Genomic DNA, 26,389 nt, shown 5'->3' on the forward strand with positions numbered 1-26,389 from the left:
TCACAGACGTATACTCAGAGAGTATTTTCCGGCCGCACCGCGCGGGCCGAGGGAGGATGGGCGATGTCGATCCGATCCGGCATCCTGTTCCTGCTCGGCACTGCGGATGCCTACGGTCTGCAGATCCACGGCGAGCTCGAGGAGCGCACCGACCGGATCGGCCGCATCAACGTCGGCCAGATCTACTCCACCCTCGACCGGTTGAGCACGGCGGGCCTGGTGCGCATCGCGGGAAGCACCGACGACGGGCTCCCCCTCTACGGGCTCACGGCCGACGGGCGGCTCGGGTGCGACGCCTGGCTGGCCGAGACGGCGGTCGACACGGCCTCCGCGTGGCCGGACATGGTGTTCAAGGTGCTGCTGGTCACCAGCCTCGACGAGGCGGCCGGCGCCGCCCTGCTCGCACGGTACCGTCACGCCTGGCACGCGCACGGCGACGAGGCGGGGCCGAACTCGCCGGTCACGCAGAACTCCCCCGCCGCCCTGGCGCACGGCCGTCTGGCGGATGCGGCGCTCGGCTGGATCGACGACCTGGAGTCGCTTCCCGGCGGCCTGGCCACGCTGGGCCGTCCGCTACGGAACGAGCGACCCCGTCGAGGACGCCGTCCGGCCCCGACGACCGCGGAGCCGGCCGAGCAGTGAGGACGGCAGGAACCGGGCGCGAGAACGCTCCCCGGTGCTCGCACCGGCTTCCAGCGCCCTGATCAGCGCCTCGAGATCGCTCCGGATGCCGCCCCGCCGCACCGCATCCGTGCTCGCGGGATGCGCGTACTGCTCGAACTCCACGCGCAGCCGCAGCCGCTCGAGGGCGTCCTCGGGCAGCGTGAGCTCCTCCCGCACACGCCGGTCGAGATCGTGCAGCGTGTCGCCCGCCGAGCGCTGCACCCGGTAGTCGTCGAGAGCGTCTTCGAGCTCCGTCCAGGCCAGCGTGCCCGGCAGGGCCCCGGTGTCGATCTCCCGCATCCGGCGTCGCCGGATCAGTCGTCGCACCGTGAAGGGCGCGAGGCCGATCACGGCGATGCCACCCAGGATCGCGGCGAAGACGCCCCACCCGCGCAGCTGGCCGAGCGCGACCTGCTCGGGGCTGAGCGGCCCCTGCCCGTCGAGGATGTCGGGGCGCTCGTTGGGCGCGGCCGTCGAGGTGCTGCTCGGAGCGGGTGTCGAGGCGCTGCCGGGAGCACCGGCCTGGGCGTAGTCGGGAAGGCTGTAGTCGGGCGGGGTGATGTCCAGGCCCGGCGTCGGTTCGAAGGGCAGCCAGCCGATGCCGTCGAAGTACAGCTCCGGCCAGGTGTGCAGCTGGTCGGTGTAGACCTCGTAGACGGGTCCGGCCTGGCCGACCGAGTCGGCCTGCCGCCCCGGTGCGTAGCCGACGGCGATCCGGGAGGGGATGCCCAGGGTACGTGCCATCACCGCCATCGCACCGGCGAAGTGCACGCAGTAGCCCTCCTTCTGCGCCAGGAAGTCGGCGAGGGCCAGGGCGTTGTCGCTGTCGTAGCCGTTGGTGACCGGGGCCGTGAGCGAGTAGCGGAACTCCCCCGAGCGGAAGTACTCCTGCAGGGCGACCGCCTGGTCGTAGTTCGTGGCCGCCCCACCGGCGACGGCCGCGGCGGTCTCGGCGATCACGGGCGGCAGATCCGGCGGCAGCGCCAGGAAGCCGCTGATCGCATCCGGCACCACGGCACCCGCCGCCGCCAGCTGCTCGGCGGTCGGCTGGATGTCGAGACCGGTCACCTGATAGTTCAGCCCCCTGGTGTCGCCCCGCAGGTCGGTGACGGTGAAGGTGCCCGGCGTCAGGAGCCAGTCGCCGCTCAGCTCGTCCACCCGCTGCGTCGGGTACGGCAGAGGCAGCCAGTCGCTGCGCAATGCCGCGATCGACACGGAGGTCTCGGACTGCACGGTGGGCACATCGGGTGCCAGACCCGGGGGCGTGCCGAAATCCTGGCCGTCGTAGCCCACCGCGTCGAAGGGCGACTCCGGCTCCCACAGACCGGTGGAGAAGTCGCCCAGGTTGACCATCTTGAGGTACAGCCCCTCCTCCGAGGTGGTGCTGTACGTCAGGGAGAGCAGCGGGGCGCTGCGCCGCAGATCACGGCCCAGCTGGATGGTGGGGTCGACGCCGGTGGCGTACACCGTGGGGAACCGGCCGCTGCCGGAGTCCTCGGCGAGCGAATCGGCCGTCAGGCCCGGGGTGATCGTCGGCAGCACGACCATCGCCGCGATCGCGGCCACCGCCATCCCGGCGGCGAGAAGCGGGTTGCGGCCGCCTGCACCGCGCAGCCGTGGGCCACGGGGGCGGTCGGCGCCGATCCGGGAGGCGCACCAGAGCATCAGCAGGAAGGCTAGGGCCACGACCACGTACACCGGCACGTTCGGCGCGACGTGCCGCACGAGCGGCGCCACCGCGAGCACCGCCAGCGGGCCGAGCCCGCCGAGCACCGGCGCCCGCAGCCCGGTGGCGAGCTCGTCCGACACGATGGCGATGAGGCCGACCGCCATCACCATCAGCTGCAGGATGGGACCGTCGGCCACCGCCGGCACCTCCTGTTGGGCGATGGAGAGCCCGGCATCCGCGAGATCGCCCGAGAGATCCGGGATTGTGCCGGAGGTCGGGAAGACGAACCAGAGACTGTCACCGGCGTACAGCACCAGCACCAGCGCGGCCCAGACCACCGCGCCGCCCGCGATCACGGCGAGCTCGGGAGCACCCCAGGCCCTCAAGGCGGTCATCACGCCCAGCAGCACCAGCACGACGCTCATCGTGGCGAACCACCACCCGAGGCCCTGCAGCACCGGGGCGAGGCCGAGCAGCGCGGCGCCGAGACAGACGGCGACCGCCAGCGAACTCTTCCAGGCGCCGCTGCGGTTCTCTCGGCGCCGCTGCGGCGCGGGACGGCGGGCGCTCGTGGGCACACCGGAGGCGAACGGCCGGGCGGATCGTCGGGGGCTCATCCGATCCCCCTCGCCTCGCCGAGCGACCGCCACAGCTCCGGGAGGCGGTCGGCCGCGGCCACAGGGACGACGGTCCAGCCGGCCTGCCGCAGTTCGACGCCGACGGGTCCCGGCCGGCCGAGCACGAAGGCGACCGGATGCGACGACATCGCCGCGAGATCGCGCAGGCGGGCCGCGGCCGCCGGGCCGGGGCCGGAACCGACTCCCCTTCCGCGGCCATCGTCGTCGGATGCGTCGCCCTCGGCCACCAGGGCGAACACGGGCGGCGCGTCGGGCGAGGTGAGCGAAGCCTCCGCGACGGCGGCACGGAACCCGTCGGCGTCGTCGGCCCCGTCGCTGCGGGCGAATGCCAGCTCGCGCACCAGCGCCGACTGACCGTGCGGGGCGAGGAACGAGCCGTCCGCCTGCGGCTCGTGCCGACCCAGGGAGTGCCCGACGATCCGCACGCCGTAGCCCTCGGTGACCAGGTGCACGCCGATCGACGCGGCGGCGCTCACGGCCCACTCGAACGCCGGGTCCGGCTCGCCGGGGCCCCGCCGGGAGCGCCCCGCCGCACTCTCGCGACCGGCGAAGGATGCGGCGTCGAGCAGCACGACCGCGTCCTGGTCGTTGCGCTGGTCGTCTTGCCGCACCATCAGCTCGCCGTGCTTGGCGGTGGCGGGCCAGTGCACGCGCCGGATGGAGTCGCCGGGAAGGTACTTGCGGGCGATCACGTCTTGCTCGCCGGCGCCGATGAGACGCCGGGAGACCTGCTCGGCACCGTCGCCGGTGGCCAGCCGCAGGTCGATCCGGGCGAGCTCGAACACCTCGGGCGTCACCAGCACGGTGTCGGTCGAGCCGAAGGTCAGGCGTCGCACGGCGCAGCCGAAGGGATCGCTCAGCGCGAGGGTGAACGGCCCGATCTCGTGAGCACCCCGCACCCGCGTGTCGAGCCGGTACCGCAGCCGCTGCACCGCGGGTTCGTCCAGCGCCGAGGAGAGGTAGGCGGGGAGCGCGTCCAGCGCGGCCGGGGGGCTGGGCCGCAGCGGGGCGGAGGCACCCTCCGACCAGACGGCGGCGGGGGTGCGCAGGCTCCCCCAGTTCTGCAGGAAGGTGTTCACCACCACCAGCTGGCCGACCGACCCCGACTCGGGGGCGAAGCGGCGGCGCACCGAGATCGAGATGCGGCGAAGGGCCACCCAGGCGAACGAGAACACGGGCACGGCGAGCAGGAAGCACGCGAGGTAGGCGAGCTCCTGGCGCCGGAACACCTGCGTGAGCACGAACACCACGATCGCGGCCGCGATCAAGCCCCAGCCGCGCGCGGTGGGCCGCGGAACGGATCGGGGTGGGCGGGGAGCGGCCATCGGCGCCGGATCAGCTCGTGCGGGTTCGGCTGAGCGGCACCGGGGTGGCCGCCACGATCGCCCGGAGCACCGTGGCGATGGCCTCGGCTCCGCCTCCGCGGGCGTCGCTCGCCGCGCGCCGGGTGGCGACGATGCGGTGGGCGAGCACGGGCACCACGAGCTGGTTCACGTCGTCGGGCACCACGAACTCGCGGCCGCTCAGGGCGGCCAGCACCTTGGCGGCACGCACCAGGTGCAGGGTGCCGCGCGGGCTCGACCCCAGCCGGAACTCCGGATGCCCCCGTGTGGCCTGCACGATCGACACCACGTACGACTCCACCGCACGGCTGACGTAGATGGAGCGGGCGGTGAGGATCATCGCCGCGAGCTGCGATTTGTCGACGACCGGCCGCAGGGCGTCCAGAGGGCTGACGCTCTCGCGGTTGTGCAGCATGGTGAGTTCGGCCGCGGCATCCGGGTACCCCATCGAGAGGCGGGCCATGAAGCGGTCGCGCTGCGCCTCGGGCAGGGCGTAGGTGCCCTCCATCTCGATCGGGTTCTGCGTGGCCACCACGATGAACGGGGGTTCGAGCGGATGCGTGGTGCCGTCGATCGACACCTGCCCCTCTTCCATGCACTCCAGCAGCGCCGACTGGGTCTTGGGCGAGGCGCGGTTGATCTCGTCGGCGATGACGATGTTGGCGAACACCGCACCGCGCTTGAACTCGAAGGCGTGGTCGACCTGGTTGTAGATCGAGACGCCCGTGACGTCGGAGGGAAGCAGGTCGGGGGTGAACTGGATGCGGCTGACGGTGCATCCGACGCTCGTCGCCAGCGCCTTGGCCAAGGTCGTCTTGCCCACGCCCGGCACGTCTTCGACCAGCAGGTGCCCCTCGGCGATCAACACGATCAGGGCGAGCGTGGCGGCCTCGGTCTTGCCGTCGATCACGCTCTCCAGGTTGCCCATGATGGCACCGGTGAGCTCGCGGAACTCCTCCAGAGAGAGCGGGGCGGCGGAGCGCAGGGCCTCCGCCTCGGCGGACGCGGGCATCTCGGGGCTCACGAGCGGCGCTCCGTGCGCCGGTCGGACCGCACGGCCACGAGGAAGAGGCTGCCCACGAGAGTGGCGATGCCCACGACGATCAGCCACGGCGAGAACTGCATCGCGAGGATGGCCAAGTAGTCGGGACCACCCCCGGAGACGCCGTAGTAGGAGCTGGCGCTCGCGAACATTCCACCGAAGCCGAGCACGACGATGCCCACGCCCACCGCCCAGATGGCCACCAGGAACCGGTCGACGAGCCGCGCGGGACGCAGGGGGACTCCGGCGCCGGACTCGGCCTCCGCCCCGAGGTCGCCGCCCAGCGTGTCGAAGCCGAACGGATCGTGGTCGGCCGGAGCCGGCATCCGATCGTCGAAGCCCGGCTGGAACGCGGCGTCGAACCGCGAGTCGAACGTCTGCTCCTGCTCCGTTCTGCCGCCCTCGCGCATGGCACACTCCTCAGCTGTCCGGACGAACTGCGTCGTCGCGCTCCCACACTATTCGGAGCGCCGCCCCGCAGCGACTGCCGGGCGCACCTGCACACGGAATGCACACGAGAATCAGGCGGCGAACCTCGTCATGGCCAGTCCCACGAGCAGCACCGTGGCCGCGAGCAGCAGCGTCCAGAAGGCCACCTGCACGACGCGGTTGCCGACGATGCGTTCCCACGAGCTGTGCAGCTCGGGCCGGTAGAACCGCCCGCGCTTGCCCGCAGCCGGCTTCGGCTCGGGCCGCAGGCGCTCGACGCTGACGTGACGCTGTGCGGCCACGGGCTCCGGGCCCCGCTCGGCGCGCGCCTCGAACTCCAGCAGATCGTCGAACGTCAGCTCGCCGGCGCTCGTCTCTTCGGTCGTGGACATGCTTCTCCCCCTGCGAAGACGCGCGGCGCATCCGGGTCGACTCGACCGTGCTGTTCTTCGACTGTCGAATATACACGATCCGTTCATCGTCGTGCGTTCCCGGGGCGGTCGGCTTGCGCAGATCGAGGTTTCGAGCTAGCTTCTCTGATGTAAACGTTTACAAGAACGTTTACAGACGCCCGCCGGGCGCCTTCCGATGACGTGAGGATTGCCGTGCCCCCCACCAAGAAGTCCACGTTGGTGCTGGTCGCCGAGCGTGCGGGCGTCTCCATCGCATCCGTGTCGCGGGTGATGAACGGCCTGCCCGCCTCGCAGCAGGTGATCGACCGCGTGCGCCTGGCCGCCGACGAACTCGGCTACGTGCCGGATGCGACGGCCCGTTCCCTCAAGGCCGGCAAGACCGAGCAGATCGCCCTGGCCGTGGCCGACGTCGGCAACCCGGTCTACGTCGGCATGATGCACGAGATCTCCCGGGTGATGACCAAGGCCGGCTACCGCGTGGTCATCTCCTCGACCGGCAGCGACCCGCAAGACCAGATCGACCTGCTCACGGGCCTCAACCGCGGCTTCGCCGACGGCCTCATCCTGAGCCCCCTGCGCGTGACCGACGAGCTCGGCGTGCAGCTGCGTGCCAGCCGCCTGCCGATCGTGATCATCGGTTCGCTCCCCCCGGGCGTGCAGCTGGACAACGTGCGCGCCGACTCGGTGCGCGGCATCGCCCTCGCGGTCGACCACCTGATCGAGCAGGGCCGCCAGCGCATCGCCTTCGTCAACGGTCCGGTCGACACCGTTCCGGGCGCCGCACGGTTGAACGGCTACCTGCGCGCCCTCACCGAGCAGGGCCGGCCGCTGAACGCCGACGCCCAGGTGAACGCGAGCGACTTCACCTACCGTGCCGGGCTCGACGCCGCCGCCGCCCTCCTCGACCAGACCTCCCCCGACGCCATCGTGTGCGCCAACGACCTGCTCGCGGTGGCGGCGATGAAGGTCGTCTCCAAGCGCGGCCTGCGGGTGCCCGACGACATCGCCATCGTGGGGATGGACGACACCGACATCGCCGACCTGGCGCAGCCCGCCATCACGAGCGTCGACCTGCGCTCCACCAAGCGCGCCCGGGTGGCTGCCAAGCTGCTGCTGCGCCGGCTGGACGATCCGCAGGCCCCCGTCGAACAGGTGGTGATCGAGCCGCGGCTCGTGGTGCGCGGTTCGTCGGTGAACGGATACGCGGAGGAGGAGCTGTGACCACGACGGCCCAGTCGGTGCTCATCCCGACCACACCCGACGGCGGCGGGAGCAACGGCGGCAGACGCCGCAAGCGCCCCAAGGTCGGCGGCATCCACCGCGGCGGGCGCGACGCCTGGCTGCTGGTGCTGCCCGCGCTCATCCCGGTGCTGCTGTTCAGCGTGTACCCCCTGGCCCAGGGCATCCTGCTCGGGTTCACGGACGCGAAGGCCGGGCTCAACCAGGCCGTCACCTTCAACGGGCTCGACAACTACGGCCAGCTGCTCGGCAACGAGCTGTTCTGGAACTCGTTCCGGATCGGGCTGATCTGGGCCTTCGGCGTGACCATCCTGCAGTTCTTCTGCGCCCTCGGTCTCGCGCTGCTGCTCAACCTCGACCTCAAGCTGCGCTGGCTCGCCCGCACCCTCGCGCTCGTGCCTTGGGCCATGCCGCCGGTGATCATCGCGATCATGTGGCGCCTCATGCTCAACCCCACCTACGGCCCGATCAACGGCTTCCTGCGGGGCGTGGGGCTGCCGGGCGACACGAACTGGCTCGGCGACTTCTCCACCGCGCTGCCCGCGGTCATCGTGGTGGGCGTCTGGGCCGGCATGCCGCAGACCACCATCACCCTGCTGGCGGGCCTGCAGAACGTGTCGGCCGATCTGCACGAGGCGGCGGCCATCGACGGCGCCAGCACCTGGCAGCGTTTCCGTCACATCACCCTGCCGGCGCTCCGGCCCGTGATCGTGGCCATCACAACCCTCGACCTGATCTGGAACTTCAACTCCTTCGCCCTGGTGTACGTGCTGACGGCGGGCGGGCCGGGAGGCCAGACCATGCTGCCGATGCTCTTCGCCTACAACGAGGCCTTCCGCTACGGCAACTTCGGCTACGCGGCGGCCATGGGCAACGTGATGGTGATCCTGATCGCGGCGTTCCTCTTCTTCTATCTGCGCAGCCAGGCAAGGAGCCGCCTCTCATGACGACCGTCAACCTCGCCGGCACCCGTTCGCGCCGCGTCACCCGGCCGCTGCAGTACGTCGCCCTCGCCGCCTACGTGGTGTTCCTCGGGTTCCCGTTGCTGTTCCTGCTCATCACGGCCTTCAAGACGCCGCAGGAGCTGCAGTCGCCCACCCCGGCGTTCCTGCCGCAACAGCTGAACTTCGACAACTTCGCCGCGGCGATCGAGAAGGCCAACCTCATCCAGGCCGCCGGCAACAGCCTCTTCGTGGCCGTGCTCACCACCGTGATCGTGACCGCGATCTCGCTCCCGGCCGCCTACGCGCTGGCCCGGTTCCGCACCAAGCTGCGGGGCGTGGCCACCGGCTGGATCCTGCTCAGCCAGGTGTTCCCCTTCATCCTGATCATCATCCCGCTCTTCCTGGTGCTGAAGCAGATCGGGCTGATCAACAACCTGTTCGGGCTGGTGCTGGTCTACACGGTGTGGTCGCTGCCCTTCGCGCTCTGGATGCTGCAGGGCTACGTGGCCGGGGTGCCCGCCGAGCTGGAGGAGGCGGGTGCGATGGACGGCGCCTCGCGGTTCCGGGTGCTGCGCTCGATCGTGCTGCCGCTGCTCGCTCCCGGACTCGTCGCGACGAGCCTGTTCACCTTCATCTCCTCCTGGAACGAGTTCTTCTTCGCACTCGTGCTCATCCAGGATCCCTCGCTGCAGACGCTGCCGCTCACCCTGGCGCGTTTCGTGGGCGCGGAGGGGCAGGTGCAGCTGGGGCAGCTGGCCGCGGCCTCGCTGCTCGCCACCATCCCCAGCCTGATCTTCTTCGCCCTCATCCAGCGCCGGCTCACCTCGGGCCTGATGAGCGGCGCTGTGAAGGGCTGAGCGGCTCATCCGCCCGCCCGCACCCGCATCACCACCACCACCACCACTGAGAAGACCTCGACCCCTCGACGAAAGAGAGAGAACCATGAAGAGAAAGGCACTGCTGGGCATCGGAGCCCTCGCGGTCGCCGGCCTGCTGGGCGGCTGCGCGTTCGGCGGCGGAGGCACCACCACGGCGAGCACCCCCGACGGACCGGTCACCCTCACCTTCCAGAGCCTGGCCTACCAGGACTCCACGGTCGCCGCGACGAAGAAGATCGTCGACGACTGGAACGCCGACCACCCCGACATCCAGATCGACCTGGTGCAGGGCAGCTGGGACAACGTGCACGACCAGCTCGTGACGCAGTTCCAGGGAGACACGGCACCCGACATCATCCACGACGAGTCCAGCGACATCATGGGCTTCGCCAACCAGGGCTACCTCGCCGACCTCTCCCCGTACCTCAGCGACGACGTGAAGAACGCCGTCTCCGACGACGTGTGGGAGACGGTCACCACGCCCGACGGGAAGATCGTGGCGGCCCCGACGCTGCTGCAGACCTACGTGGTGTTCGCCAACACCGACGCCTTCTCGGCGGCCGGCGTGCCGGTTCCGGCGGGCGACTCGCTCAGCTGGGACGACCTGCAGGCCGATGCGAAACAGCTCACCACCGGCGGCAGCTTCGGCGTGGGCTGGGGCCTGAAGCAGCCCACGGCGGCCGTGATGAACACCGCTCTCGGCTTCGACGGCACCTTCTTCGACGTCTCCGACGACGGATCGGCCACGATCGACGTGGGCGAGGGCGAGCTGGCCGTGCCCGAGAAGATCCACGCCATGGCCTACGACGACGCCTCGCTCGACCCGGTGACGCTCACCCAGTCGGGCTCGGACGTGCTGCCCGGCTTCCTCGGCGGCAAGTACGCCATGTACATCGGCGGCAACTTCCTCGCCCAGCAGATCACCGAATCCGCTCCCGAGGGCTTCAACTGGACCGTGCTGCCGCCCCTCGCGGGCAGCGACGGACCGGTGCAGGCGGCGAACCCGCAGACCATGTCGGTCTCGGCCCAGAGCGAGTACCCCGAGCAGGCCGCGGAGTTCATCGACTACTTCATGGGCGCCGACAACCAGGCCGCGCTGGCCCAGGGCGACTGGCTGATCCCCACCTCCTCGGACGCCCGCGACGTGGTGGCCGAGCAGACGGCCGACGTGCCGGTGTGGGCCCCGATCCTGAAGACCGGTGAAGACCTCTCGGGCGCGCCGTTCCAGAAGGCGACGGACTACCCGCAGTGGAAGGACCAGTACGCCACCCCGGGCCTGCAGCAGTACTTCGCGAACTCGATCAGCCTCGACGAGCTGAAGAAGCAGCTCACCGACGGCTGGTCGTCGATCGGCGGCTGACCGGATGCGGCGGCCCTCCCCCACGGATCGGCCGCCGCATCCCCTCCGCACCAGATCGCACTCACACCATCCCCTCACGAAGGAGAACATCCATGGACCTGCTCGAGGACAAGGCAACGGGCGCACTCGCCGGGGCGGCCGTGGGAGACTCCCTCGGTGGAGCGGCCGAGGGCAACACCCCGGAGGCCATCCAGGAGCGCTATTCGGGGTTCATCGAGGGCATCGTGCCACCGTTCCTGGACGACTGGCGCCGGGCCCGGCCGATCGCGCCGTACCACAAGGGCGACGGGCACATCACCGACGACACCCTGATGACCAACGCCCTCGTGGAGGTCTACGACGGCCTGCGCGAGCATCTCGACGCGCACGCCATCGCCTCGCACCTGGTGCCGCTGCTGATCGGCGAGCGACGCTGGATCCCCGAGCTCGAGACCGACGCCATCCTGCTGCAGCGGCTGTTCCTGGCCGAGAAGTGGCTGGTGGCGCGCCTGCACTACGGGCACATCGACCCGCGTGAGGCCGGGGTGGGCAACATCGTGAACTGCGGCGCCACCATGTACATGGCGCCGGTCGGCATCGCGAACGCGGGCTCGCCGCAGGGCGCGTACGCCGAGGCGATCGACGTGGCCGGCGCCCATCAGTCCAGCTACGGGCGGGAGGCCGCCGGGGTGTACGCGGCGTGCGTGGCCGAGGCCATGCGGCCCGGAGCATCCGTCTCCTCGGTGATCGAGGTGGCGCTCTCGCTGGCCAAGGACGGCACGCGCGATGCGATCGACGCGGTCGTCTCGGCCGCCTCCTCGCTCGGCGACTGGCGCTCGTCGCTGGCCGGCATCCGGGCCGCCGTCGAACCCTTCGACACCGTGGGGCCCGACTACCGGGCCCCGGCCCGGGACGCGCGCATCCCGAGCCGCACCAAGTCGATCGAGGAGCTGCCCGTGGCGCTCGGCATGCTGGTGCTGGCCGGCGGCGACTACCGCGAGACCGTGCTGGGTGCGGTGAACTACGGGCGCGACTCCGACTCGATCGCCGTGATGGGCGGATCGATCGCCGGCGCCCTCGGCGGCCGGGCCGTGGTTCCGGATGCCTGGGTGCAGGAGATCGGCGCAGCCAGCCGGCTCGACCTCGACGCCACCGGCCCGGTGATGGCCTCGGTGGCCCGCGACCTCTGGGGGAAGGACCGCGCCCGCTTCGAGCAGCGCGCCCGCGCCTTCGACGAGCTCGTGGGCGCGGGCCTCGGCGCCGATGCGAGCGCCGGTGCCGGCGTCGGAGCGAAGTGATGGGGGTGCGCCTCAGCTGGAGCCAGCCCGAAGACCTCGTGCCGCACGCGTTCCGCGCCGCGGACCTCGACGGGGTGCCGGTGGACGATCTGCGGGAGCGGTGGACGGCCGCCGGCGGATCGCTGCTCGCACCGGTGAGCGGTGCCACGCCCGAACCGGCCCCGGAGCACCTGCGGGAGCTCGGGCGGAGCATCCTGACGCAGCTCGACGAGCGGCCGGTGCCGGATGCGCTGCGGCGCGCGGAGCCCGACGAGCTGGCCGAGATCCTGGCGCGGGCGCCACGCCACGGCGAGCCGTCGATCTCGTCCCGGCCCGCACCCGAGGACTTCGCCGACCGCGTGCACGGCGCCTGGCTCGGCCGGGCCGCCGGCTGCCTGCTCGGCAAGCCCGTGGAGAAGATCCCGCGCGAGGGCATCCGTGCCATCGCGCAGAACACGGGCAATTGGCCGATCGCCTCCTACTTCACCGAGGTCGGGCTCGATCCGGAGCTCGGGGCGCGGTATCCGTGGAACCGCCGCAGCCGGCCCACCAGCCTGGTGGAGAACATCGACGGCATGCCGGAGGACGACGACCTGAACTTCCCGCTGATCGCCCTCGACCTGCTCGAGCGCCTCGGCTCCTCCTTCGGCACCGACGACGTGGCCCAGTCGTGGCTGGCCAACCTGCCCGGCGGCCGGGTGTTCACGGCCGAGCGGATCGCCTACCGCAACCTGCTCGACGGCTACGAGCCCGAGCAGGCCGGAGCGGTGCGCAACCCGTTCCGGGACTGGATCGGGGCGCAGATCCGCACGGATGTCTACGGCTGGGCGAACCCGGGCGATCCGGTCGCCGCGGCCCGGCTCGCGTACACCGACGCGGTGCTCAGTCACGGCCGCAACGGCGTCTACGGCGCGTTGTTCGCGGCGGCGGCGAGCGCGGCGGCCGTCGTGGCCGGGGGCGTCGACGAGGTGATCGAGGCGGGACTCTCGGTGGTGCCGGCGGACAGCCGGTACGCGCGGGCCGTCCTGTTCGGCGCCTCCCTCGGCCGGCAGTCTCCTCGCGCGCTCGACTCGGAGACCGCACTGGACCGTATCCACGCCGAGTACGGCTCGCTGCACTGGGTGCACGTGCTCAACAACGCCGCCGTGCTCGTCTTCGCCCTCACCCGCGGGGACGGCGACTACGAGGCCACCATCACGCACGCGGTGACGGGAGGTTGGGACACCGATTCGGTGGGCGCGACCGCGGGGTCGATCGCGGGGGCGCTGCTCGGGGCATCCGCTCTGCCGCCGGCCTGGATCGCGCCACTGCACAACCGGCTCGCCTCGAGCATCCCCGGGTTCGACGGCATCGGCTTCGACGAGCTGGCGCGCCGCACGGTCGCCGTGGCGGCTCCGGTGCCGGTTCCTGACCGCGAGGTCGCCCGATGAGCACCGACCTGCACAGCGGCACTCCCGTCGACGTCGACGAGCAAAACACCAACGAGCTGAATCCACTCGTGCCGCGGCCGATCGATCAGCCCACCGCGCTGCCGGCCGGCGGAGCGCTCGCGCCCGAGATCGGCGACGTGGCGAAGATCTTCGCCGCGCCCGACGACCCGGCCGACTGGCCGGCCTGGCGGGAGGATCTCGCCCGCTGGCGCGAGGCATCCCGTGCCCGCCTCGACTACGACGGCGGGCTCTACGACCGGCCGGCCGGCGCCTGGACGCGCTCCGCCTATTCGGTCGCGCTCGTCTGGCTGTGGGACGAGCGGCTGTTCGACCGGGCCGCGCGGCGCTTCGACGTGGACGGCTTCCTCACCCGCACCGCCGACCACGGCGGCTTCGACGGGGTCGTGCTCTGGCACGCCTACCCGGTGATCGGCATCGACGGCCGCAACCAGTTCGACTTCTACCGCGAGGTGCCCGGGATCGGCGAGCTCGTGGCCGCGTTCCAGGCCCGGGGCATCCGGGTGTTCGTCGACTACAACCCGTGGGACATCGGCACCCGCCGCGCGGCGCACGACGACGCCACCGAGCTCGCCCTGCTCGTGGCAGAGCTCGGGGTCGACGGGGTGTTCCTCGACACGATGAAGGAGGGCGACTCCCACCTCATCCGCTCGCTGCTCAGCGCCACTCCCCCGCAGGTGCTCGAGGGCGAGTCGCGTGTGCCGAACGCGCGCATCCACGACCATCAGCTCAGCTGGGCGCAGTGGTTCGCCGACAGCGAGGCGCCGGGCGTGATGCGCGCCCACTGGTTCGAGCGGCGGCACATGATGCACTCCACCCGGCGCTGGAACCGCGACCACAGCGCCGAACTGCAGTCGGCCTTCATGAACGGCACCGGCATGCTGGTGTGGGACACGGTCTTCGGCGTGTGGGTGGGCTGGAACGAGCGCGACAAAGCGACCCTGCGCCGGATGCTGCGGGTGCAGCGCTCGCTCACCGAGGTGCTGGTCGAGGGCGAGTGGATGCCGCTCGCCGACGCCTCGGCCGAGGCCCTCGCCTCACGGGTGTACGTCTCGCGCTTCGAGCTCGGCGGCCTGACGCTCTGGACCGCCATCAACCGCTCCGACGCGGACTACACGGGCGCCCTGCTGGACAGCGCAACGAGCATGCCGGATGGGGAATACGTCGATTTCACGGCCGGGATGCGCCTGGGATCCGGCTCTGCGGGTGAGGTCACCGTGCCGGCTCGCGGGGTCGCGGCGGTGCTCCGGGTGCGCGGGGAGGAGCCGGCGTGGCTGGCGCCCCTGCTGGCCGAGGCCGCCGCGGATACGCCGGCTCCGGATGCGCCGGCTCCGGATGCGACCTTCCCGGCACGCGCGGCCGAACGCCGCATCCCGGCCCGCACGATCGGCGAACCGGCGGCCGACGCCGTGCGCGTCGCCGCGGGCGAGCGCGACCTGACAATGACGTTCCGGCGCCGCGAGACCGGCGGCTACCAGGGCGCACCGTACGTGGAGGAGTGGAAGCCGCTGGCGCCACGGCTGCACGACGCACGGAGCGAGCAGCACCGGGTCGCGCTCGACGCGGTGGCGGTGGCGGCCCGGGAGGTGACGAACGCGGAGTTCGCCGAGTTCCTCGCGGCGACCGGCTACCGGCCGGCCGTGAGCAACCGCTTCCTGCCCGACTGGCGGGCGGCAGCCGCAGTCGCAGCCGACGCAGACGCCCAGGCCGCACTCGTTCCGGCTACCGGCACGGACGCGCAGCCCGTGACCTCGATCGACCTCGACGACGCCCGCGCTTACGCGGGGTGGGCCGGCGCGCGCCTGCCCACCGAATGGGAGTGGCAGGCGGCCGCGACCGAGCCCGGCTTCGACCGCGCGCATCCGCTGGTCTGGAACTGGACGGAGAGCGAGCACGACGACGGGATCACCCGGTTCGTGATGCTGAAGGGCGGCAGCGAGCACCGCAGCCTCGGCTCGGAGTGGTACACCGACGGCGGTCGGCGCGAGCCGGAGTTCGGTCTGAAGTTCGTGCTCCCCGGCCTCGGGCTCGATCGCTCGCCGAGCATCGGCTTCCGGCTGGCCTGGGACCTGGCGGGCCCGAGCGGCACCGGCGGCGACGCCGCCGCGACTACCGGCGGCACCCTCGGCACCGGGGGTGCGCGATGACCGCGGCCGGGGCATCCGCGGGCCCCCCGCTGACGGGTCTGCGCGTGCTCGACGTCTCGACGCTGTTCGCAGGGCCGCTCGCCGCCACCTTCCTCGGCGACTTCGGGGCCGACGTGATCAAGGTGGAGCATCCGCGGAAGCCCGATGCCGCCCGCGGCCACGGCCCCGCGAAGGACGGCGTGAACCTGTGGTGGAAGACGCTCGGGCGCAACAAGCGCACGGTGACGATCGACCTCAGCAGTCCCGACGGTGCCGAGCTGCTCCTCGCACTGGCCGAGCACGCCGATGTGCTGATCGAGAATTTCCGGCCCGGCACCCTGGAGCGCTGGGGGCTCGGCCCCGAGCAGCTGCACGCCGCGAACAAGGAGCTCGTGATCGCGCGGGTGACCGCCTTCGGGCAGGTGGGGCCGTACTCGGGGCGGCCGGGATTCGGCAGCCTCGCCGAGGCGATGAGCGGCTTCGCGGCCCTGACCGGTGAGCCGGACGGGCCGCCGACCCTGCCCCCGTTCGGTCTGGCCGACGGCGTCGCGGCCCTCGCCACGGCCTACGCCGTGATGGTGGCCGTGCGCGGCGTGCAGCGCTCGGGCGCCGGGCAGGTGATCGACATGGCGATCATCGAGCCGATCCTGATGCTGCTCGGCGGCCAGATCACGGCCTACGACCAGCTCGGGCTGGTGCAGCCGCGCAGCGGGAACCGATCGGTCAACAACGCCCCACGCAACGTCTACCGCACCGCCGACGGCGACTGGGTGGCGGTGTCGACGAGCTCGCAGTCCATCGCGGAGCGGGTGATGACACTGGTGGGCCGGGCCGACCTGATCGGCGAGCCGTGGTTCGCCGGCGGGCACACCCGCGCTCAGCACGCCGACGAGCTCGACGAGCCCGTCGCCGCCTGGATCGCAGCGCGCGGCACCGACGAGGTGGTCGAGCGCTTCGAGCAGGCCCAGGCAGCGATCTCGCGGGTGTACGACGTGCGCGGGGTGCTGGGCGATCCACAGTACGCCGCCATCGGCACCGTGCAGACCGTCGACGACGAGCAGCTCGGGCCGATCAAGATGCAGAACGTGCTGTTCCGCCTGTCGGAGACGCCGGGGGCCATCCGCTGGACCGGCCGAGACCACGGGGCCGACAGCGCCGACGTGCTCGCCGAGATCGGCGTCACGCCGGAGCAGCTGGCCGCGCTGCGCGAGCGGGGAGTCGTCTGATGCGGGCGGACGGATCTGCGGACGGCGTGCTGACGACCGGGCTCTACGTGCCCGGCGACCGGCCCGAGCGCTTCACCAAGGCCGTGGCCACGGGGGCCGACCTGGTGATCCTCGATCTGGAGGACGCCGTGGCGCCCGCGGCCAAAGCGGCGGCGCGTGCGGCCGTGACCGCCTGGCTGCGGGAGACCGGGGCTGGGACGGGGGCGGGGTTGTGTCCCGTGCTGCAGGTGCGGGTGAACGGGGGCGACGAGGGCGACCTCGCGGCCTTGGCCGAGGTGGCCGCCGGGCCGGATGCGAGGGCGTTCGAGGTGCGCCTGCCCAAAGCCGAGACGCTCGACCAGCTCGATCGGGTGGCGACGACGATCCCCGGTGTCCCCGTCACCGTGCTGATCGAGAGCTCTCTCGGGCTCGAGCGGTCGGCCGAGCTGGCCGCGCATCCGGCGGTCACCCGGGTGGCGCTGGGCGAATCCGACCTCGCGAGCGAACTCGGCACGCGCTCCCCGGCGGTGCTGCAGTACGCCCGCATCCGGCTGCTCGTCGCCGCGCGCTCGGCGGGACTGCCCGCACCCATGCTCTCGGCCTACCCGGCGATCGCCGACCTCGACGGCCTGCGGAGCGACACGCAGGCCGGGCGGGAACTCGGCTGGTGGGGACGCACGGCGATCCATCCCTCCCAGCTGCCGGTCATCGCCGAGGCCTTCGCCCCGCGCCCGGAGGAGATCGGCTGGGCACGGGACGTGCTCGCGGCCGTCGAGGCCGGCGGCGTGGCGACCCTCCCGAACGGCGAGATGGTCGACGCGGCGATGCTGCCGCGGGCGCGCGCCATAATCGACCGCGCCGGCGGCTCGCACCGCGCCGGCTGACGCACCCTGACATCACGCAGCACCCCCTGAGGAACGGAGCCACGATGACGTGGATCAGAACGACCACCGCCACCGCCGCGACCACGGCCCTGGTGGCAGCGAGCCTGCTCGCCGGAGCCGCCGGAGCATCCGCCGAACCGGCAGCCGGCACCGCACCCGCCGGCGCCGCACTCGCACCCAGTGCCGCAGCGCCGGCCGGGCAGCTGATACCCGGGCGGCTGCAGAGCGACGCGATCGGCGGCCCGATCGACTACACCGCCTACCTCCCGGCGGGCTACGACCCGGCGGCCGCCACGCGCTATCCGTCGGTGTACCTCCTGCACGGTCGCGGCGACAGCCAGTCGGCCTGGCAGCAGGTGGCCGGCGACCTCGACGAGATGATCGCCGACGGCAGCATCCCGCCGGTGGTGGTGATCATGCCGGATGCCCCGTGGAGCGGCCGCGGCAGCTACTACGTCGACTCGCAGTACACCGGCACCGCGCCCGGCACGACCCCGGGGGTCGCGGTCGAGACCGCCTTCACCACCGAGCTGATCGACTGGGTCGACTCGCACTACGCCACCCTCGACGACCGCTCGGCGCGGGTCGTGGGCGGGTACTCGATGGGCGGGGCCGGTGCGCTGCGCTTCGCCACGGCGCATCCCGACCTCTTCTCGGCCGGTCTGGTGCTGAGCCCCGCGGTGTACTACCCGAGCACTCCGGTCGACTCCTCGACGCGCGAGTTCGGCGCCTACGGCGTCGGCGACGCCCTGTACGACGAGGCCCGCTACCAGGCGCTGAACTACCCCGCGACCTTCGCGGCGTTCGATCCGGCCGAGCCCGTCCACCTGTTCATCGCGGTCGGCGACGACGAGTACGTGAACCCGGCGCCGGAGGATGCGATCCACGACCTCGACTACGAAGCGGCCACGCTCTACAACCAGGCCAAGCGCGTGCCCGGCATCACGGCCGAGCTGCGGGTCTACGACGGAGGCCACGACTGGGGTGTGTGGGAGCAGGGCTTCCGGGAGGGGATGCGCGACATCGCCGGCCGACTCGCCACGGAACCCGTCGAGCCGCTCACCGGCGTGCAGACCGGGTCGGCGGGCGACGACTTCGCGGGCGGCGTGCTCGGGCGGGCCGACGGCAGCGTCGTGCAGGCCGTGACCGTGGCGGGCGACGCGCTCGGTCACACCGGAGCGGGAGGATCGGACGTGCTCGTGCAGCAGCTCGCCGCCGACGGCAGCTCGAGCTGGGTGACCCCTCTCGCCACCGCGCTGAACGAGCGGATGTACGGGGTCGTGTCCGGCGGGGACGACGGCTCGGCGATCACCGCCGGCTACCAGCGCGGCGACCACGACGGGGCCCAGAACGACGACGTCTTCGCGGCGAAACTCGGGCCCGACGGCACGGTGCTCTGGAGCACGACGCTCGGCGATCCGGTGGCGGCCGACCGGGCGTACGGCGTGACCGCCGACGGCGCGGGCGGCGCCTTCCTCGCGGGCTACACCTCGGGCACCGTCGGCGACGGAGTGCCGGCGGGCGACAAGGACATCCTGATCGCCCACCTGGACGCCTCGGGCGAAGTGGCCTGGACGAGTCGGTTCGGCAGTCCCGGTGAGGACAAGGCCTTCGCGGCCGCCCCGGCTCCGGATGGCGGTGTCTACGTCGGCGGCACCGCGGGCGGCACGATGCCGGGTGCCGACTCGGCGGGCGGCTACGACGCCTGGGTGGCCCGGTACTCGGCCGACGGCGAGCAGCTGTGGCTGCAGCAGTTCGGCACGACGGAGACCGACCAGGTCTCGGCGCTCACCGCGACCGCCTCCGGGGTGGCGGCGGCCGGCTTCACCGGCGGCACCCTCGGCTCGGCCTCGGCGGGCGGCAACGACGCCTTCGTGGCCGCGTTCGGCGCCGACGGGTCGACGCAGTGGCTCACGCAGGCCGGCACCGCGGGCGACGACCGCGCGGCCGGTGTGCTGACCGGTGCCGACGGCGGGCTGCTCGTGGCCGGGCACACCGGCGGGGCCTTCGGATCGCCGGCCGGCGGTGTGGACGTGTTCACCCTCCCGGTCGCGGCCGACGGCACCGCGGGCGAAGCGCACCAGTTCGGCACCCCGCAGCGCGACGGCGCCGACGTGTACGACGAGGCCAACGTCTTCGTCTCGCCCGGCGCATCCGGCGCATCCGGCGCACCCGGAACGGCCTGGGTGCAGGCCGTGACGTACGGCGCCCTCGCCGGCGCCACGAACGCCGGCGGCGCGGACGTGCTGCTCATCTCGGTTCCGTTCGACGGGGCGTCGCCCGGGGAGCCGGGCACCGGCACACCCGGCGAACCGGGCACGGGCGGCGGCGGCGCGGGCGCGGATCCGGCCTCACCGGATGGCGCGGGCACCGGTGCCGGAGCCCTCCCGGGCGCTCTCGGCGCCACCGGCCTCGAGGTGGCCCGCTGGCTCGCCATCGCCCTCCTCGTGCTCGGTGCGGGAGCCGGGGTGATCGTCGTGCGCCGCCGGCTGCATCCGCACGCCTGAGGCGAGGCCGGGCCGCTCCCCCGCCGGATGGCGGTCGAGCGGTCCCCATCCGCGCGGTCCTGGCGGTTGAGCCGGGCGCGGCACCCTCCCAGGATGGGAGCAGGCCACAACGCCGTGGCCGCGACCGATGGAGGTCAGAATGACGAAAACCACCCACCCCGCTCCCCCGTTCGACGTCGAGCTGCAGGCCGTGCTCGCCGCCGTCGGCGAGATGCTCCCGTCCACCCTCACACCCGAGATGATCGGCCCGTTGCGGCAGGGCGGGTTCGCGGCCCCGCCGATCGCCGACCTCATCGGTGACCGTCCGATCCATCACGAGGAGCGCACGGTGCCGGGGCCGGAGGGAGCTCCCGACATCACGCTGTCGATCTTCCGCCGCACCGACCACGTCGCCGGGGGCCCGGGCATCTTCCACACGCACGGCGGCGGGATGATCATCGGCGATCGCTTCACCGGGGCAGAGGAGTACCTCACCTGGGTGCTCGAGTTCGATGCCGTGGTCGTCTCGGTCGAATACCGGCTGGCACCCGAGAACCCCGATCCGGCACCCGTCGACGACTCCTACGCCGGCCTGGTCTGGTTCGCCGGACACGCCGAGGAGCTCGGAGTGGATCCGCTGCGCATCGTCATCGGCGGAGGCAGCGCCGGCGGCGGGCTCGCGGCCGGCGTGGCACTGAAGGCCCGTGACCTCGGCGGGCCCGCGCTGGCCGGGCAGCTCCTGATCTACCCGATGCTCGACGACCGCAACGAGACGGTCTCGAGCCACCAGGTCGACGGCTTCGGCGTGTGGGACCGCGGGAGCAACGACACCGGCTGGGACGCCCTGCTCGGCGATCGCCGCAAGACCGACGAGGTCTCGGTCTACGCCGCCCCGGCGCGCGCCGCCGATCTCAGCGGTCTGCCGCCCGCCTTCATCGACGTCGCCACGGCCGAGGTGTTCCGTGACGAGGACGTCGCCTACGCCACGCGCATCTGGGAGCAGGGCGGGGTCGCCGAACTGCACGTGTGGCCGGGAGGCTTCCACGGTTTCGATGCCATGGCACCGCAGGCGGCGCTCTCGCGGGAGGCGAGGGCCGCTCGCGTGGCCTGGTTGCGGCGCATCCTCGGAGCCTGAGCCGATTCTCCGCCCCGCCCTCGCTCCTGGCGTTGCTCCAGGAGTTAGGGTGGGGCAGACGACAGCTACCCGGGAACGGCGACGATGCAGGAACTCGTGGGTCGACTGACGGCGCTCGACGCCACAGCGACGGAATCACTCAAGGTCATCGCGTACTTCGACGCGCTCGTCGACGGCCACGCGAACGTCGACGTGCTGCTGCGCGGTGCCGCGATCCTGAGCGGATGCGCGGCCGGCTTCCGCGCGGACGGCCGCACCGTGCGCGTCGACGCCTCGGGGGCGCGCCGACCGGGCTCGGCCGACGCCGAATGGCCGTCCCACTCCTTCGGCGACGGCGGCCACGCCTGGATCGAACGCGAGGGCGCGGCCCACACCAACGACGCCATGATCCTGGAACGGCTGGCCCTTGCGCTGGACATCGCTCTCGAGCGCACCTCCCCCTCGGCGGCCTCCCGTCGCGCCCTGGAGGTGGTTCTGGATGCCGACTCCCCGGCCGAGGCGCGCTCGGCCGCCCTCGCGCGCCTGCGCCTGGACGGCGGCTCGAGCTATCGCGCGGTCGCCGTGCCGGCCGCCACGGTGTGGACCTCCGCCGCCGAGCCCAGCGTCGTGCTGCGGACGCCGGCCGGCTCGGTGCGCGCGGTGGTAGTGGGCGCGCGGGCCGCGGAGGCGCTGAACCGATCGAGCGACGGACGGATGGGCATCGGTCTCGCCGTCGCGCCGGATGCGCTCGACGCGTCGTGGGCATCCGCTCTGGTGGCGCTGCGTCTCACGTCGCCGCGCGAACCCGTGCAGGAGGCCGATCGGCTCGGCGTCGTCCTCGCGCTGGCGGCATCGGCGGAGACGGCTCGCACCGCTCCCGATGTGGTGGCGATGGCGGAGCTGATCCGTGCGCAGCCCCACCTCGAGCAGTTCCTCGAGGTGCTGGCCGATGCGGAGAGCGTGCGTGCCGCCGCGCAGCAGCTGCGCCTGCACCACTCCACCGTTCAGGCCAAGCTGACCTCCCTCGAGCACGCGCTCGGCTTCGACCCCCGAACCCCCCGAGGCCGCGTGCGCCTCGCGCTGACGCTCGCACTCCACCGTCTGTGCCACGCCCGCTTCGACTCGAACGGACCCTCGACGGACTTGTAGAGCCCACGACACCACGGCTGCCACGACGGCCGACGGAAGGGTGAGCAACGTAGGGCGGACGGGACTTGAACCCGTGACCGACGGATTATGAGTCCGCTGCTCTAACCAGCTGAGCTACCGCCCCGTGGGCGCAGCATCCGGAGACCGGCGCGCGACCGCGAGACCACGATACCGTGTCGGGCAGCTCGTGCCGGGCAACGGGGCCGGTCAGGACGAGGGTGCGTCGGTGTCGCGCACGTGCGACGGCGGGACGACGCGCGGATCGGTGACGGGCTCGCCGCGGTACAGGTGCTCGAACGTCGTCAGGGTGCGGTCGATGTCGTGGGCGGCCACGATCGAGAGCGACTCGTTCTTCATCGCGTCGAACTCGTCGTGCGGGGCGCGGAGCACCGTCTCGAGCTTGGCCGCCAGATCCTTCGCATCGCCCGGCGTGAACAGGTAGCCGTTCTGGCCGTCGTGCACGAGGTGCGGGAGGGCCATCGCGTTCGCGGCCACCACGGGCAGTCCGCTGGCCATGGCCTCCATCGTGGCGATGCTCTGCAGTTCGGCGATCGAGGGCATGGCGAACACCGTCGATCGTGTGTAGGCGCGGCGCAGTTCCTCTTCGGTGACGTAGCCCGTGAAGGTGGTGCGGTCGCCGATGCCGAGCTGGTTGGCCATGGCCTGCAGGTTCTTGAGCTGATCGCCGCCGCCCACGATCTCCACCTGCACGTTCAGGTCGGCCGGCAGCAGCTTCACGGCGTTGAGCAGCACGTCGATGTGCTTCTCGCCGGTCACGCGGCCGACGAACAGGATGCGGTTCTCGGTGCGCGGCGTGAAGTCGGCCTGGTAGTTGTCGACGTTGATGCCGCAGGAGATGGCGTAGATGTTCTCGATGCCGGTGGCCTTCTCGAAGAAGTCGGCCGCGCGGCGGGTCGGCGCGGTCACCGCATCCGCCCGGATGAACGACCGGCGGGCGGCCGCCCAGGCCAGACCGATCGCCCAGTTCTGCAGGAACTTCGGGATGCCGGTGAAGGCCATCATGTTCTCGGGCATCACGTGGTTGGTGCCGACGATGCGGATGCCGCGCTTCTTCGCCTCGCTCGACACACCGCGGCCAACGATGATGTGGGACTGGAAGTGCACCACGTCGGGCTTCACCTCGTCGATGATGCGCGCGCTGTTCTGCTGGATGCGCCACGGCAGGGCGAAGGTGAGCCAGTCGTGCGGGTACCAGCGCCAGCTGTAGAGCCGGTGCACGGTGATCTCCTGGCCGTCGTAGACCTCGGTGCGAGTGCCCACGGGCTGCTTCGACGACGGCGACACGACGTGCACCTCGTGCCCGCGCGACGCGAGGCCGGAGGCGAGGTGCTCGGCGAAACGGGCGGAGCCGTTCACGTCGGGCGAGAACGTGTCCGCGCCGATCAGGATGCGGAGCGGTCGGGAGTCTGTCAAACCGTGTCTTTCTCAGGGGAAGGGGCTCAGGGAGGTCTGGCGGCGATTCGCCGAGGGCGTGCTACGAAACTACCTCAACGCTGGGCCTGAGGGTGGTAACGGGCCAGTCCGAACACGCCCAGGATGGCCACCGCCCCGAAGGCGAGGTAGGCGAACAGAGCCCACGGCGGCGCCTGCGAGGCCTCGCCGAGCACCAGGATGCCGATGCCGACCGCCACCAGGGGGTCGATGACGGTGAGGCCGGCGATGACCAGGTCGGGCGGGCCCGAGCTGTAGGCGTTCTGCACGAAGTAGCCGCCGAGCGCGAAGGCGGCGATCAGGCCGATGAGGGCGAGGATGGTGAGCGCGTCGAACTGGCCCTGGAACAGCCGCGAGATGAGCACCTTGGCGAGCGTGGCGACGAAGCCGTAGAGCACGCCCGCGCCCACGATGTACGCGATCGCCTTGAAGCTCTTGCCGAGCACGACGAAGGCCACGGCGAACAGCACCAGCACGACCGCGAGGATGATCAGGATGGTCACCAGGTTGCCCGCGGTGACCGGCTTGTCGACCGCGGTGAAGGCCGCGACGAGCACGAACAGGCCCACGCCCCCGACACACAGCACGATCGAGATCACCGAGCTGCGGTTGAGCCTCACCTTGCTGATGCGGGAGTTGAGCACCGCCGTGATCACGAGCGCCACCGCGCCGAGCGGCTGCACCACGATGATCGGCGAGAAGCCGAGGCTGGTGAGCTGGAACACCACGGCCAGGCCCAGCATGAGCGTGCCGAGCACCCACGAGGGGCGCGCGAGCAGCGCGAACATCTGCCGGGAGCTCAAGCCCTTGACCGCGTCGCCGTGCTTGGCCTCGACCTTGGCGACACCGCGATGCTGGAACTGGGCCCCGAGGCTGAGGAAGACGGCGCCGATCAGCGCGATCGGGATGCCGATGAACTGCTTGGGGTCGAGAGCTGTGGGCTCGCTGACGAGCAGCAGGTCGGGATGCACCCGACGACACTACCCCGCCGGCCTCGTGGATAGGCTTAGCGAATGGCCGTTCTCCCGATCCGGATCTCCGGAGACCCCGTCCTGCACTCCCCCGCCTCGCCGGTCGTCGAGATCGACGACGACCTGCGCACCCTCGTGGCCGACATGTTCGACACGATGGATGCCGCTCCCGGCGTGGGCCTGGCCGGCCCCCAGGTGGGCGTGGGCCTTCGCGTCTTCGTCTACGGCTGGACCGACGACGACGACGTCGAGTACCGCGGCGTCGCCATCAACCCGGAGCTGTTCATCACGCCCACCCGGCCCGAGCCGGCCGATCCCGACGAGGAGTCCGAGGGCTGCCTCTCGTTCCCCGGCGAGCGGTTCCCCCTCGTGCGCGGCGACAAGGCCCTGCTGCGCGCCACCGACCTCGAGGGCCGGCGGTACGAGATCGAGGCCTCCGGATGGCTGGCCCGCATCTTCCAGCACGAGTACGACCACCTCGACGGGCTGCTCTATGTCGACCGGATCGACCGGCCCTATGCCAAGGTCGCCGAGAAGATCGAGCGCAAGCGCGGCTGGGGCGTTCCCGGCTCCAGCTGGACGCCGGGCGTCGACGACGTCGAGGCCTGAACCAGTAGGTCAGGTGACCAATCGGATGAGCGCCGCCACGGCCGCCGCCGCGATCACCACCACCACGAACGGCACCTTCAGCGCGTACAGGCCCGCGGCCACGACCACCGCCGGCAGGCGGGCGTCGAACTGGATGGCCTGTCCGGCTCCGAAGGTCTGCACGGCGATCAGCGCCGAGAGCAGCGCCACGGTGAGCAGGCTCGCGATGCGGGCCACCGTGGGGTGCGAGAACGCGCGCTCCGGCACGATGTAGCCGACGGTCTTCAGCGCCACGCAGATCACGGCGGCGAGGATGACGATGTTCCAGGCGCTCACGGGGTCGCCTCCGCACTGCCGCCGGGCGCGGCATCCGGAGCACCTTTCCGGCCCAGGATGTTGAAGCCGCCGACCACGATCGCGACTCCGGCGGCAACGAGCACGGGCAGGCCGGGCACCAGCACGGGCGTCAGCAGCGTCGCCACCAGCGCGGCGGCCACGGCCACCGCCTGCGTCTGCCGTTCCTTCAGGCGCGGCCACAGCAGCCCGAGGAAGGCGGCCGCGGCCGCCGCATCCAGGCCGTACGCGCTCACATCGCCGATCAGGTCGCCGATCAGCGCTCCGATCAGCGTGGTGAGGTTCCAGCCGAGGTAGATCGCGATCCCGGTCACCCAGAAACCCATGCGCTGCGCCGCGAGGGTGGGCTGGGCGATCGCCACGGCGGTCGACTCGTCGATGGTGAGCTGGGCCGCGGCCGCCCGCTTGAACAGGCCCGGGCCCACGATCGGGGCCATCCGGATCGAATAGAACACGTTGCGGGTGCCGAGCAGGGCCGCGCTCGTGATGGCGGCGGGGCCGGCCGCGAGGCCGCCCGAGGCGAGCACCCCGATCAGCGCGAACTGCGATCCCCCGGTGAACATCACCAGGCTCAGGAAGCAGGTCTGCCAGACGTCGAGCCCCGAGAGCGTGGCCAGGGCGCCGAACGAGACCCCGTAGGCGGCGGTCGCGAGACCGACGGCGAGGCCGTTGCGCAGGGCCGCTCTTTCGGCGGGAGTGCGCTCGGTCATCATCCGATGATGCCAGATGGCATATGCC

At 71.9% G+C, this 26,389-nt stretch carries 23 protein-coding genes and 1 tRNA gene; 14 read left to right on the forward strand and 10 right to left on the reverse strand.

Annotated elements, in window-relative coordinates:
* The first annotated feature begins 63 nt into the window (after positions 1–63).
* Entirely contained in the window at positions 64–642 is a 579-nt protein-coding gene (locus ACN4JJ_RS16185; protein ID WP_440710927.1) for a PadR family transcriptional regulator, read from the forward strand.
* On the opposite strand, the gene ACN4JJ_RS16190 is transcribed toward ACN4JJ_RS16185, so the two are convergent.
* From ACN4JJ_RS16190 to ACN4JJ_RS16210, 5 genes are all read right to left on the reverse strand, one after another.
* Complete coding sequence (locus ACN4JJ_RS16190) at positions 574–2,949, reverse strand: transglutaminase TgpA family protein (protein ID WP_440710928.1); 2,376 nt, start codon at positions 2,947–2,949, stop codon at positions 574–576. The two genes, ACN4JJ_RS16185 and ACN4JJ_RS16190, sit on opposite strands and share 69 nt — an antisense overlap.
* Positions 2,946–4,295, reverse strand: coding sequence for a DUF58 domain-containing protein (locus tag ACN4JJ_RS16195; protein WP_440710929.1), 1,350 nt, complete (start codon positions 4,293–4,295; stop codon positions 2,946–2,948). Before ACN4JJ_RS16195 ends, ACN4JJ_RS16190 begins: the two co-directional genes overlap by 4 nt.
* Before the next feature lie 10 nt (positions 4,296–4,305).
* Complete coding sequence (locus ACN4JJ_RS16200) at positions 4,306–5,325, reverse strand: AAA family ATPase (protein WP_440711068.1); 1,020 nt, start codon at positions 5,323–5,325, stop codon at positions 4,306–4,308.
* 8 nt (positions 5,326–5,333) lie between these two features.
* Positions 5,334–5,765: a hypothetical protein gene (locus tag ACN4JJ_RS16205; RefSeq protein ID WP_440710930.1), complete on the reverse strand. Its 432-nt coding sequence runs from the start codon at positions 5,763–5,765 to the stop codon at positions 5,334–5,336.
* 111 nt (positions 5,766–5,876) lie between these two features.
* Positions 5,877–6,176: a hypothetical protein gene (locus tag ACN4JJ_RS16210; RefSeq protein ID WP_440710931.1), complete on the reverse strand. Its 300-nt coding sequence runs from the start codon at positions 6,174–6,176 to the stop codon at positions 5,877–5,879.
* 213 nt (positions 6,177–6,389) lie between these two features.
* Here ACN4JJ_RS16210 and ACN4JJ_RS16215 point away from each other — a divergent pair, with 213 nt between their 5' ends.
* From ACN4JJ_RS16215 to ACN4JJ_RS16270, 12 genes are all read left to right on the forward strand, one after another.
* Positions 6,390–7,418 (forward strand): LacI family DNA-binding transcriptional regulator, encoded by a 1,029-nt coding sequence (locus ACN4JJ_RS16215; RefSeq protein ID WP_440710932.1) that lies wholly within the window; start codon positions 6,390–6,392, stop codon positions 7,416–7,418.
* Positions 7,415–8,383: a carbohydrate ABC transporter permease gene (locus ACN4JJ_RS16220; protein WP_440710933.1), complete on the forward strand. Its 969-nt coding sequence runs from the start codon at positions 7,415–7,417 to the stop codon at positions 8,381–8,383. Before ACN4JJ_RS16215 ends, ACN4JJ_RS16220 begins: the two co-directional genes overlap by 4 nt.
* Positions 8,380–9,237: a carbohydrate ABC transporter permease gene (locus ACN4JJ_RS16225; RefSeq protein WP_440710934.1), complete on the forward strand. Its 858-nt coding sequence runs from the start codon at positions 8,380–8,382 to the stop codon at positions 9,235–9,237. The genes ACN4JJ_RS16220 and ACN4JJ_RS16225 overlap by 4 nt, the downstream gene beginning before the upstream one ends.
* An 85-nt stretch (positions 9,238–9,322) precedes the next feature.
* Positions 9,323–10,618 carry an ABC transporter substrate-binding protein gene (locus ACN4JJ_RS16230; protein WP_440710935.1) on the forward strand — a complete coding sequence of 432 codons (1,296 nt, stop codon included), beginning with the start codon at positions 9,323–9,325 and terminating at the stop codon, positions 10,616–10,618.
* Positions 10,619–10,710: 92 nt separating this feature from the next.
* Complete coding sequence (locus ACN4JJ_RS16235) at positions 10,711–11,895, forward strand: ADP-ribosylglycohydrolase family protein (protein WP_440710936.1); 1,185 nt, start codon at positions 10,711–10,713, stop codon at positions 11,893–11,895.
* The gene (locus tag ACN4JJ_RS16240; RefSeq protein ID WP_440710937.1) at positions 11,895–13,304 is read left to right on the forward strand and encodes an ADP-ribosylglycohydrolase family protein; all 1,410 of its coding nucleotides are present in this window, start codon (positions 11,895–11,897) and stop codon (positions 13,302–13,304) included. Before ACN4JJ_RS16235 ends, ACN4JJ_RS16240 begins: the two co-directional genes overlap by 1 nt.
* The gene (locus ACN4JJ_RS16245; RefSeq protein ID WP_440710938.1) at positions 13,301–15,469 is read left to right on the forward strand and encodes an SUMF1/EgtB/PvdO family nonheme iron enzyme; all 2,169 of its coding nucleotides are present in this window, start codon (positions 13,301–13,303) and stop codon (positions 15,467–15,469) included. Before ACN4JJ_RS16240 ends, ACN4JJ_RS16245 begins: the two co-directional genes overlap by 4 nt.
* Complete coding sequence (locus ACN4JJ_RS16250; protein WP_440710939.1) at positions 15,466–16,674, forward strand: CaiB/BaiF CoA transferase family protein; 1,209 nt, start codon at positions 15,466–15,468, stop codon at positions 16,672–16,674. The genes ACN4JJ_RS16245 and ACN4JJ_RS16250 overlap by 4 nt, the downstream gene beginning before the upstream one ends.
* Complete coding sequence (locus ACN4JJ_RS16255) at positions 16,674–17,537, forward strand: HpcH/HpaI aldolase/citrate lyase family protein (RefSeq protein WP_440710940.1); 864 nt, start codon at positions 16,674–16,676, stop codon at positions 17,535–17,537. Before ACN4JJ_RS16250 ends, ACN4JJ_RS16255 begins: the two co-directional genes overlap by 1 nt.
* Before the next feature lie 44 nt (positions 17,538–17,581).
* Entirely contained in the window at positions 17,582–20,044 is a 2,463-nt protein-coding gene (locus ACN4JJ_RS16260) for an alpha/beta hydrolase-fold protein (protein WP_440710941.1), read from the forward strand.
* 139 nt (positions 20,045–20,183) lie between these two features.
* The gene (locus ACN4JJ_RS16265; protein ID WP_440710942.1) at positions 20,184–21,158 is read left to right on the forward strand and encodes an alpha/beta hydrolase; all 975 of its coding nucleotides are present in this window, start codon (positions 20,184–20,186) and stop codon (positions 21,156–21,158) included.
* Between the two features lie 96 nt (positions 21,159–21,254).
* Entirely contained in the window at positions 21,255–22,286 is a 1,032-nt protein-coding gene (locus ACN4JJ_RS16270; protein WP_440710943.1) for a helix-turn-helix domain-containing protein, read from the forward strand.
* Between the two features lie 50 nt (positions 22,287–22,336).
* Here the strand turns inward: ACN4JJ_RS16270 and ACN4JJ_RS16275 are convergent.
* The 3 genes from ACN4JJ_RS16275 to ACN4JJ_RS16285 all read right to left on the reverse strand — a co-directional run bounded on the left by ACN4JJ_RS16275 (position 22,337) and on the right by ACN4JJ_RS16285 (position 24,709).
* Positions 22,337–22,410, reverse strand: a tRNA-Ile gene (locus ACN4JJ_RS16275).
* 83 nt (positions 22,411–22,493) lie between these two features.
* Entirely contained in the window at positions 22,494–23,720 is a 1,227-nt protein-coding gene (locus tag ACN4JJ_RS16280) for a glycosyltransferase (protein WP_440710944.1), read from the reverse strand.
* 74 nt (positions 23,721–23,794) lie between these two features.
* On the reverse strand, positions 23,795–24,709 hold the full coding sequence (locus ACN4JJ_RS16285) for a DMT family transporter (RefSeq protein ID WP_440710945.1): 915 nt from the start codon (positions 24,707–24,709) through the stop codon (positions 23,795–23,797).
* A 42-nt stretch (positions 24,710–24,751) separates the two neighbouring features.
* Here ACN4JJ_RS16285 and def point away from each other — a divergent pair, with 42 nt between their 5' ends.
* Complete coding sequence (gene def, locus ACN4JJ_RS16290) at positions 24,752–25,318, forward strand: peptide deformylase (RefSeq protein WP_440710946.1); 567 nt, start codon at positions 24,752–24,754, stop codon at positions 25,316–25,318.
* A gap of 9 nt (positions 25,319–25,327) precedes the next feature.
* On the opposite strand, the gene ACN4JJ_RS16295 is transcribed toward def, so the two are convergent.
* The gene (locus ACN4JJ_RS16295; protein WP_440710947.1) at positions 25,328–25,633 is read right to left on the reverse strand and encodes an AzlD domain-containing protein; all 306 of its coding nucleotides are present in this window, start codon (positions 25,631–25,633) and stop codon (positions 25,328–25,330) included.
* Positions 25,630–26,364, reverse strand: coding sequence for an AzlC family ABC transporter permease (locus ACN4JJ_RS16300; protein ID WP_440710948.1), 735 nt, complete (start codon positions 26,362–26,364; stop codon positions 25,630–25,632). The genes ACN4JJ_RS16295 and ACN4JJ_RS16300 overlap by 4 nt, the downstream gene beginning before the upstream one ends.
* Positions 26,365–26,389 lie beyond the last annotated feature (25 nt).

It is taken from the genome of Herbiconiux dendrobii (assembly GCF_052048175.1).
Classification (GTDB): domain Bacteria; phylum Actinomycetota; class Actinomycetes; order Actinomycetales; family Microbacteriaceae; genus Herbiconiux.

Excerpts from the sequence above, each read along its gene's own strand:
- ACN4JJ_RS16265 (WP_440710942.1), top strand. The coding sequence starts at position 20,184 with ATGACGAAAACCACCCACCCCGCTCCCCCGTTCGACGTCGAGCTGCAG.
- ACN4JJ_RS16190 (WP_440710928.1), bottom strand. The coding sequence starts at position 2,949 with ATGAGCCCCCGACGATCCGCCCGGCCGTTCGCCTCCGGTGTGCCCACG.
- ACN4JJ_RS16235 (WP_440710936.1), top strand. The coding sequence starts at position 10,711 with ATGGACCTGCTCGAGGACAAGGCAACGGGCGCACTCGCCGGGGCGGCC.
- ACN4JJ_RS16255 (WP_440710940.1), top strand. The coding sequence starts at position 16,674 with ATGCGGGCGGACGGATCTGCGGACGGCGTGCTGACGACCGGGCTCTAC.
- ACN4JJ_RS16210 (WP_440710931.1), bottom strand. The coding sequence starts at position 6,176 with ATGTCCACGACCGAAGAGACGAGCGCCGGCGAGCTGACGTTCGACGAT.
- ACN4JJ_RS16245 (WP_440710938.1), top strand. The coding sequence starts at position 13,301 with ATGAGCACCGACCTGCACAGCGGCACTCCCGTCGACGTCGACGAGCAA.
- ACN4JJ_RS16195 (WP_440710929.1), bottom strand. The coding sequence starts at position 4,295 with ATGGCCGCTCCCCGCCCACCCCGATCCGTTCCGCGGCCCACCGCGCGC.
- def (WP_440710946.1), top strand. The coding sequence starts at position 24,752 with ATGGCCGTTCTCCCGATCCGGATCTCCGGAGACCCCGTCCTGCACTCC.
- ACN4JJ_RS16230 (WP_440710935.1), top strand. The coding sequence starts at position 9,323 with ATGAAGAGAAAGGCACTGCTGGGCATCGGAGCCCTCGCGGTCGCCGGC.
- ACN4JJ_RS16250 (WP_440710939.1), top strand. The coding sequence starts at position 15,466 with ATGACCGCGGCCGGGGCATCCGCGGGCCCCCCGCTGACGGGTCTGCGC.
- ACN4JJ_RS16200 (WP_440711068.1), bottom strand. The coding sequence starts at position 5,325 with ATGCCCGCGTCCGCCGAGGCGGAGGCCCTGCGCTCCGCCGCCCCGCTC.
- ACN4JJ_RS16300 (WP_440710948.1), bottom strand. The coding sequence starts at position 26,364 with ATGATGACCGAGCGCACTCCCGCCGAAAGAGCGGCCCTGCGCAACGGC.
- ACN4JJ_RS16260 (WP_440710941.1), top strand. The coding sequence starts at position 17,582 with ATGACGTGGATCAGAACGACCACCGCCACCGCCGCGACCACGGCCCTG.
- ACN4JJ_RS16225 (WP_440710934.1), top strand. The coding sequence starts at position 8,380 with ATGACGACCGTCAACCTCGCCGGCACCCGTTCGCGCCGCGTCACCCGG.
- ACN4JJ_RS16240 (WP_440710937.1), top strand. The coding sequence starts at position 11,895 with ATGGGGGTGCGCCTCAGCTGGAGCCAGCCCGAAGACCTCGTGCCGCAC.
- ACN4JJ_RS16185 (WP_440710927.1), top strand. The coding sequence starts at position 64 with ATGTCGATCCGATCCGGCATCCTGTTCCTGCTCGGCACTGCGGATGCC.
- ACN4JJ_RS16205 (WP_440710930.1), bottom strand. The coding sequence starts at position 5,765 with ATGCGCGAGGGCGGCAGAACGGAGCAGGAGCAGACGTTCGACTCGCGG.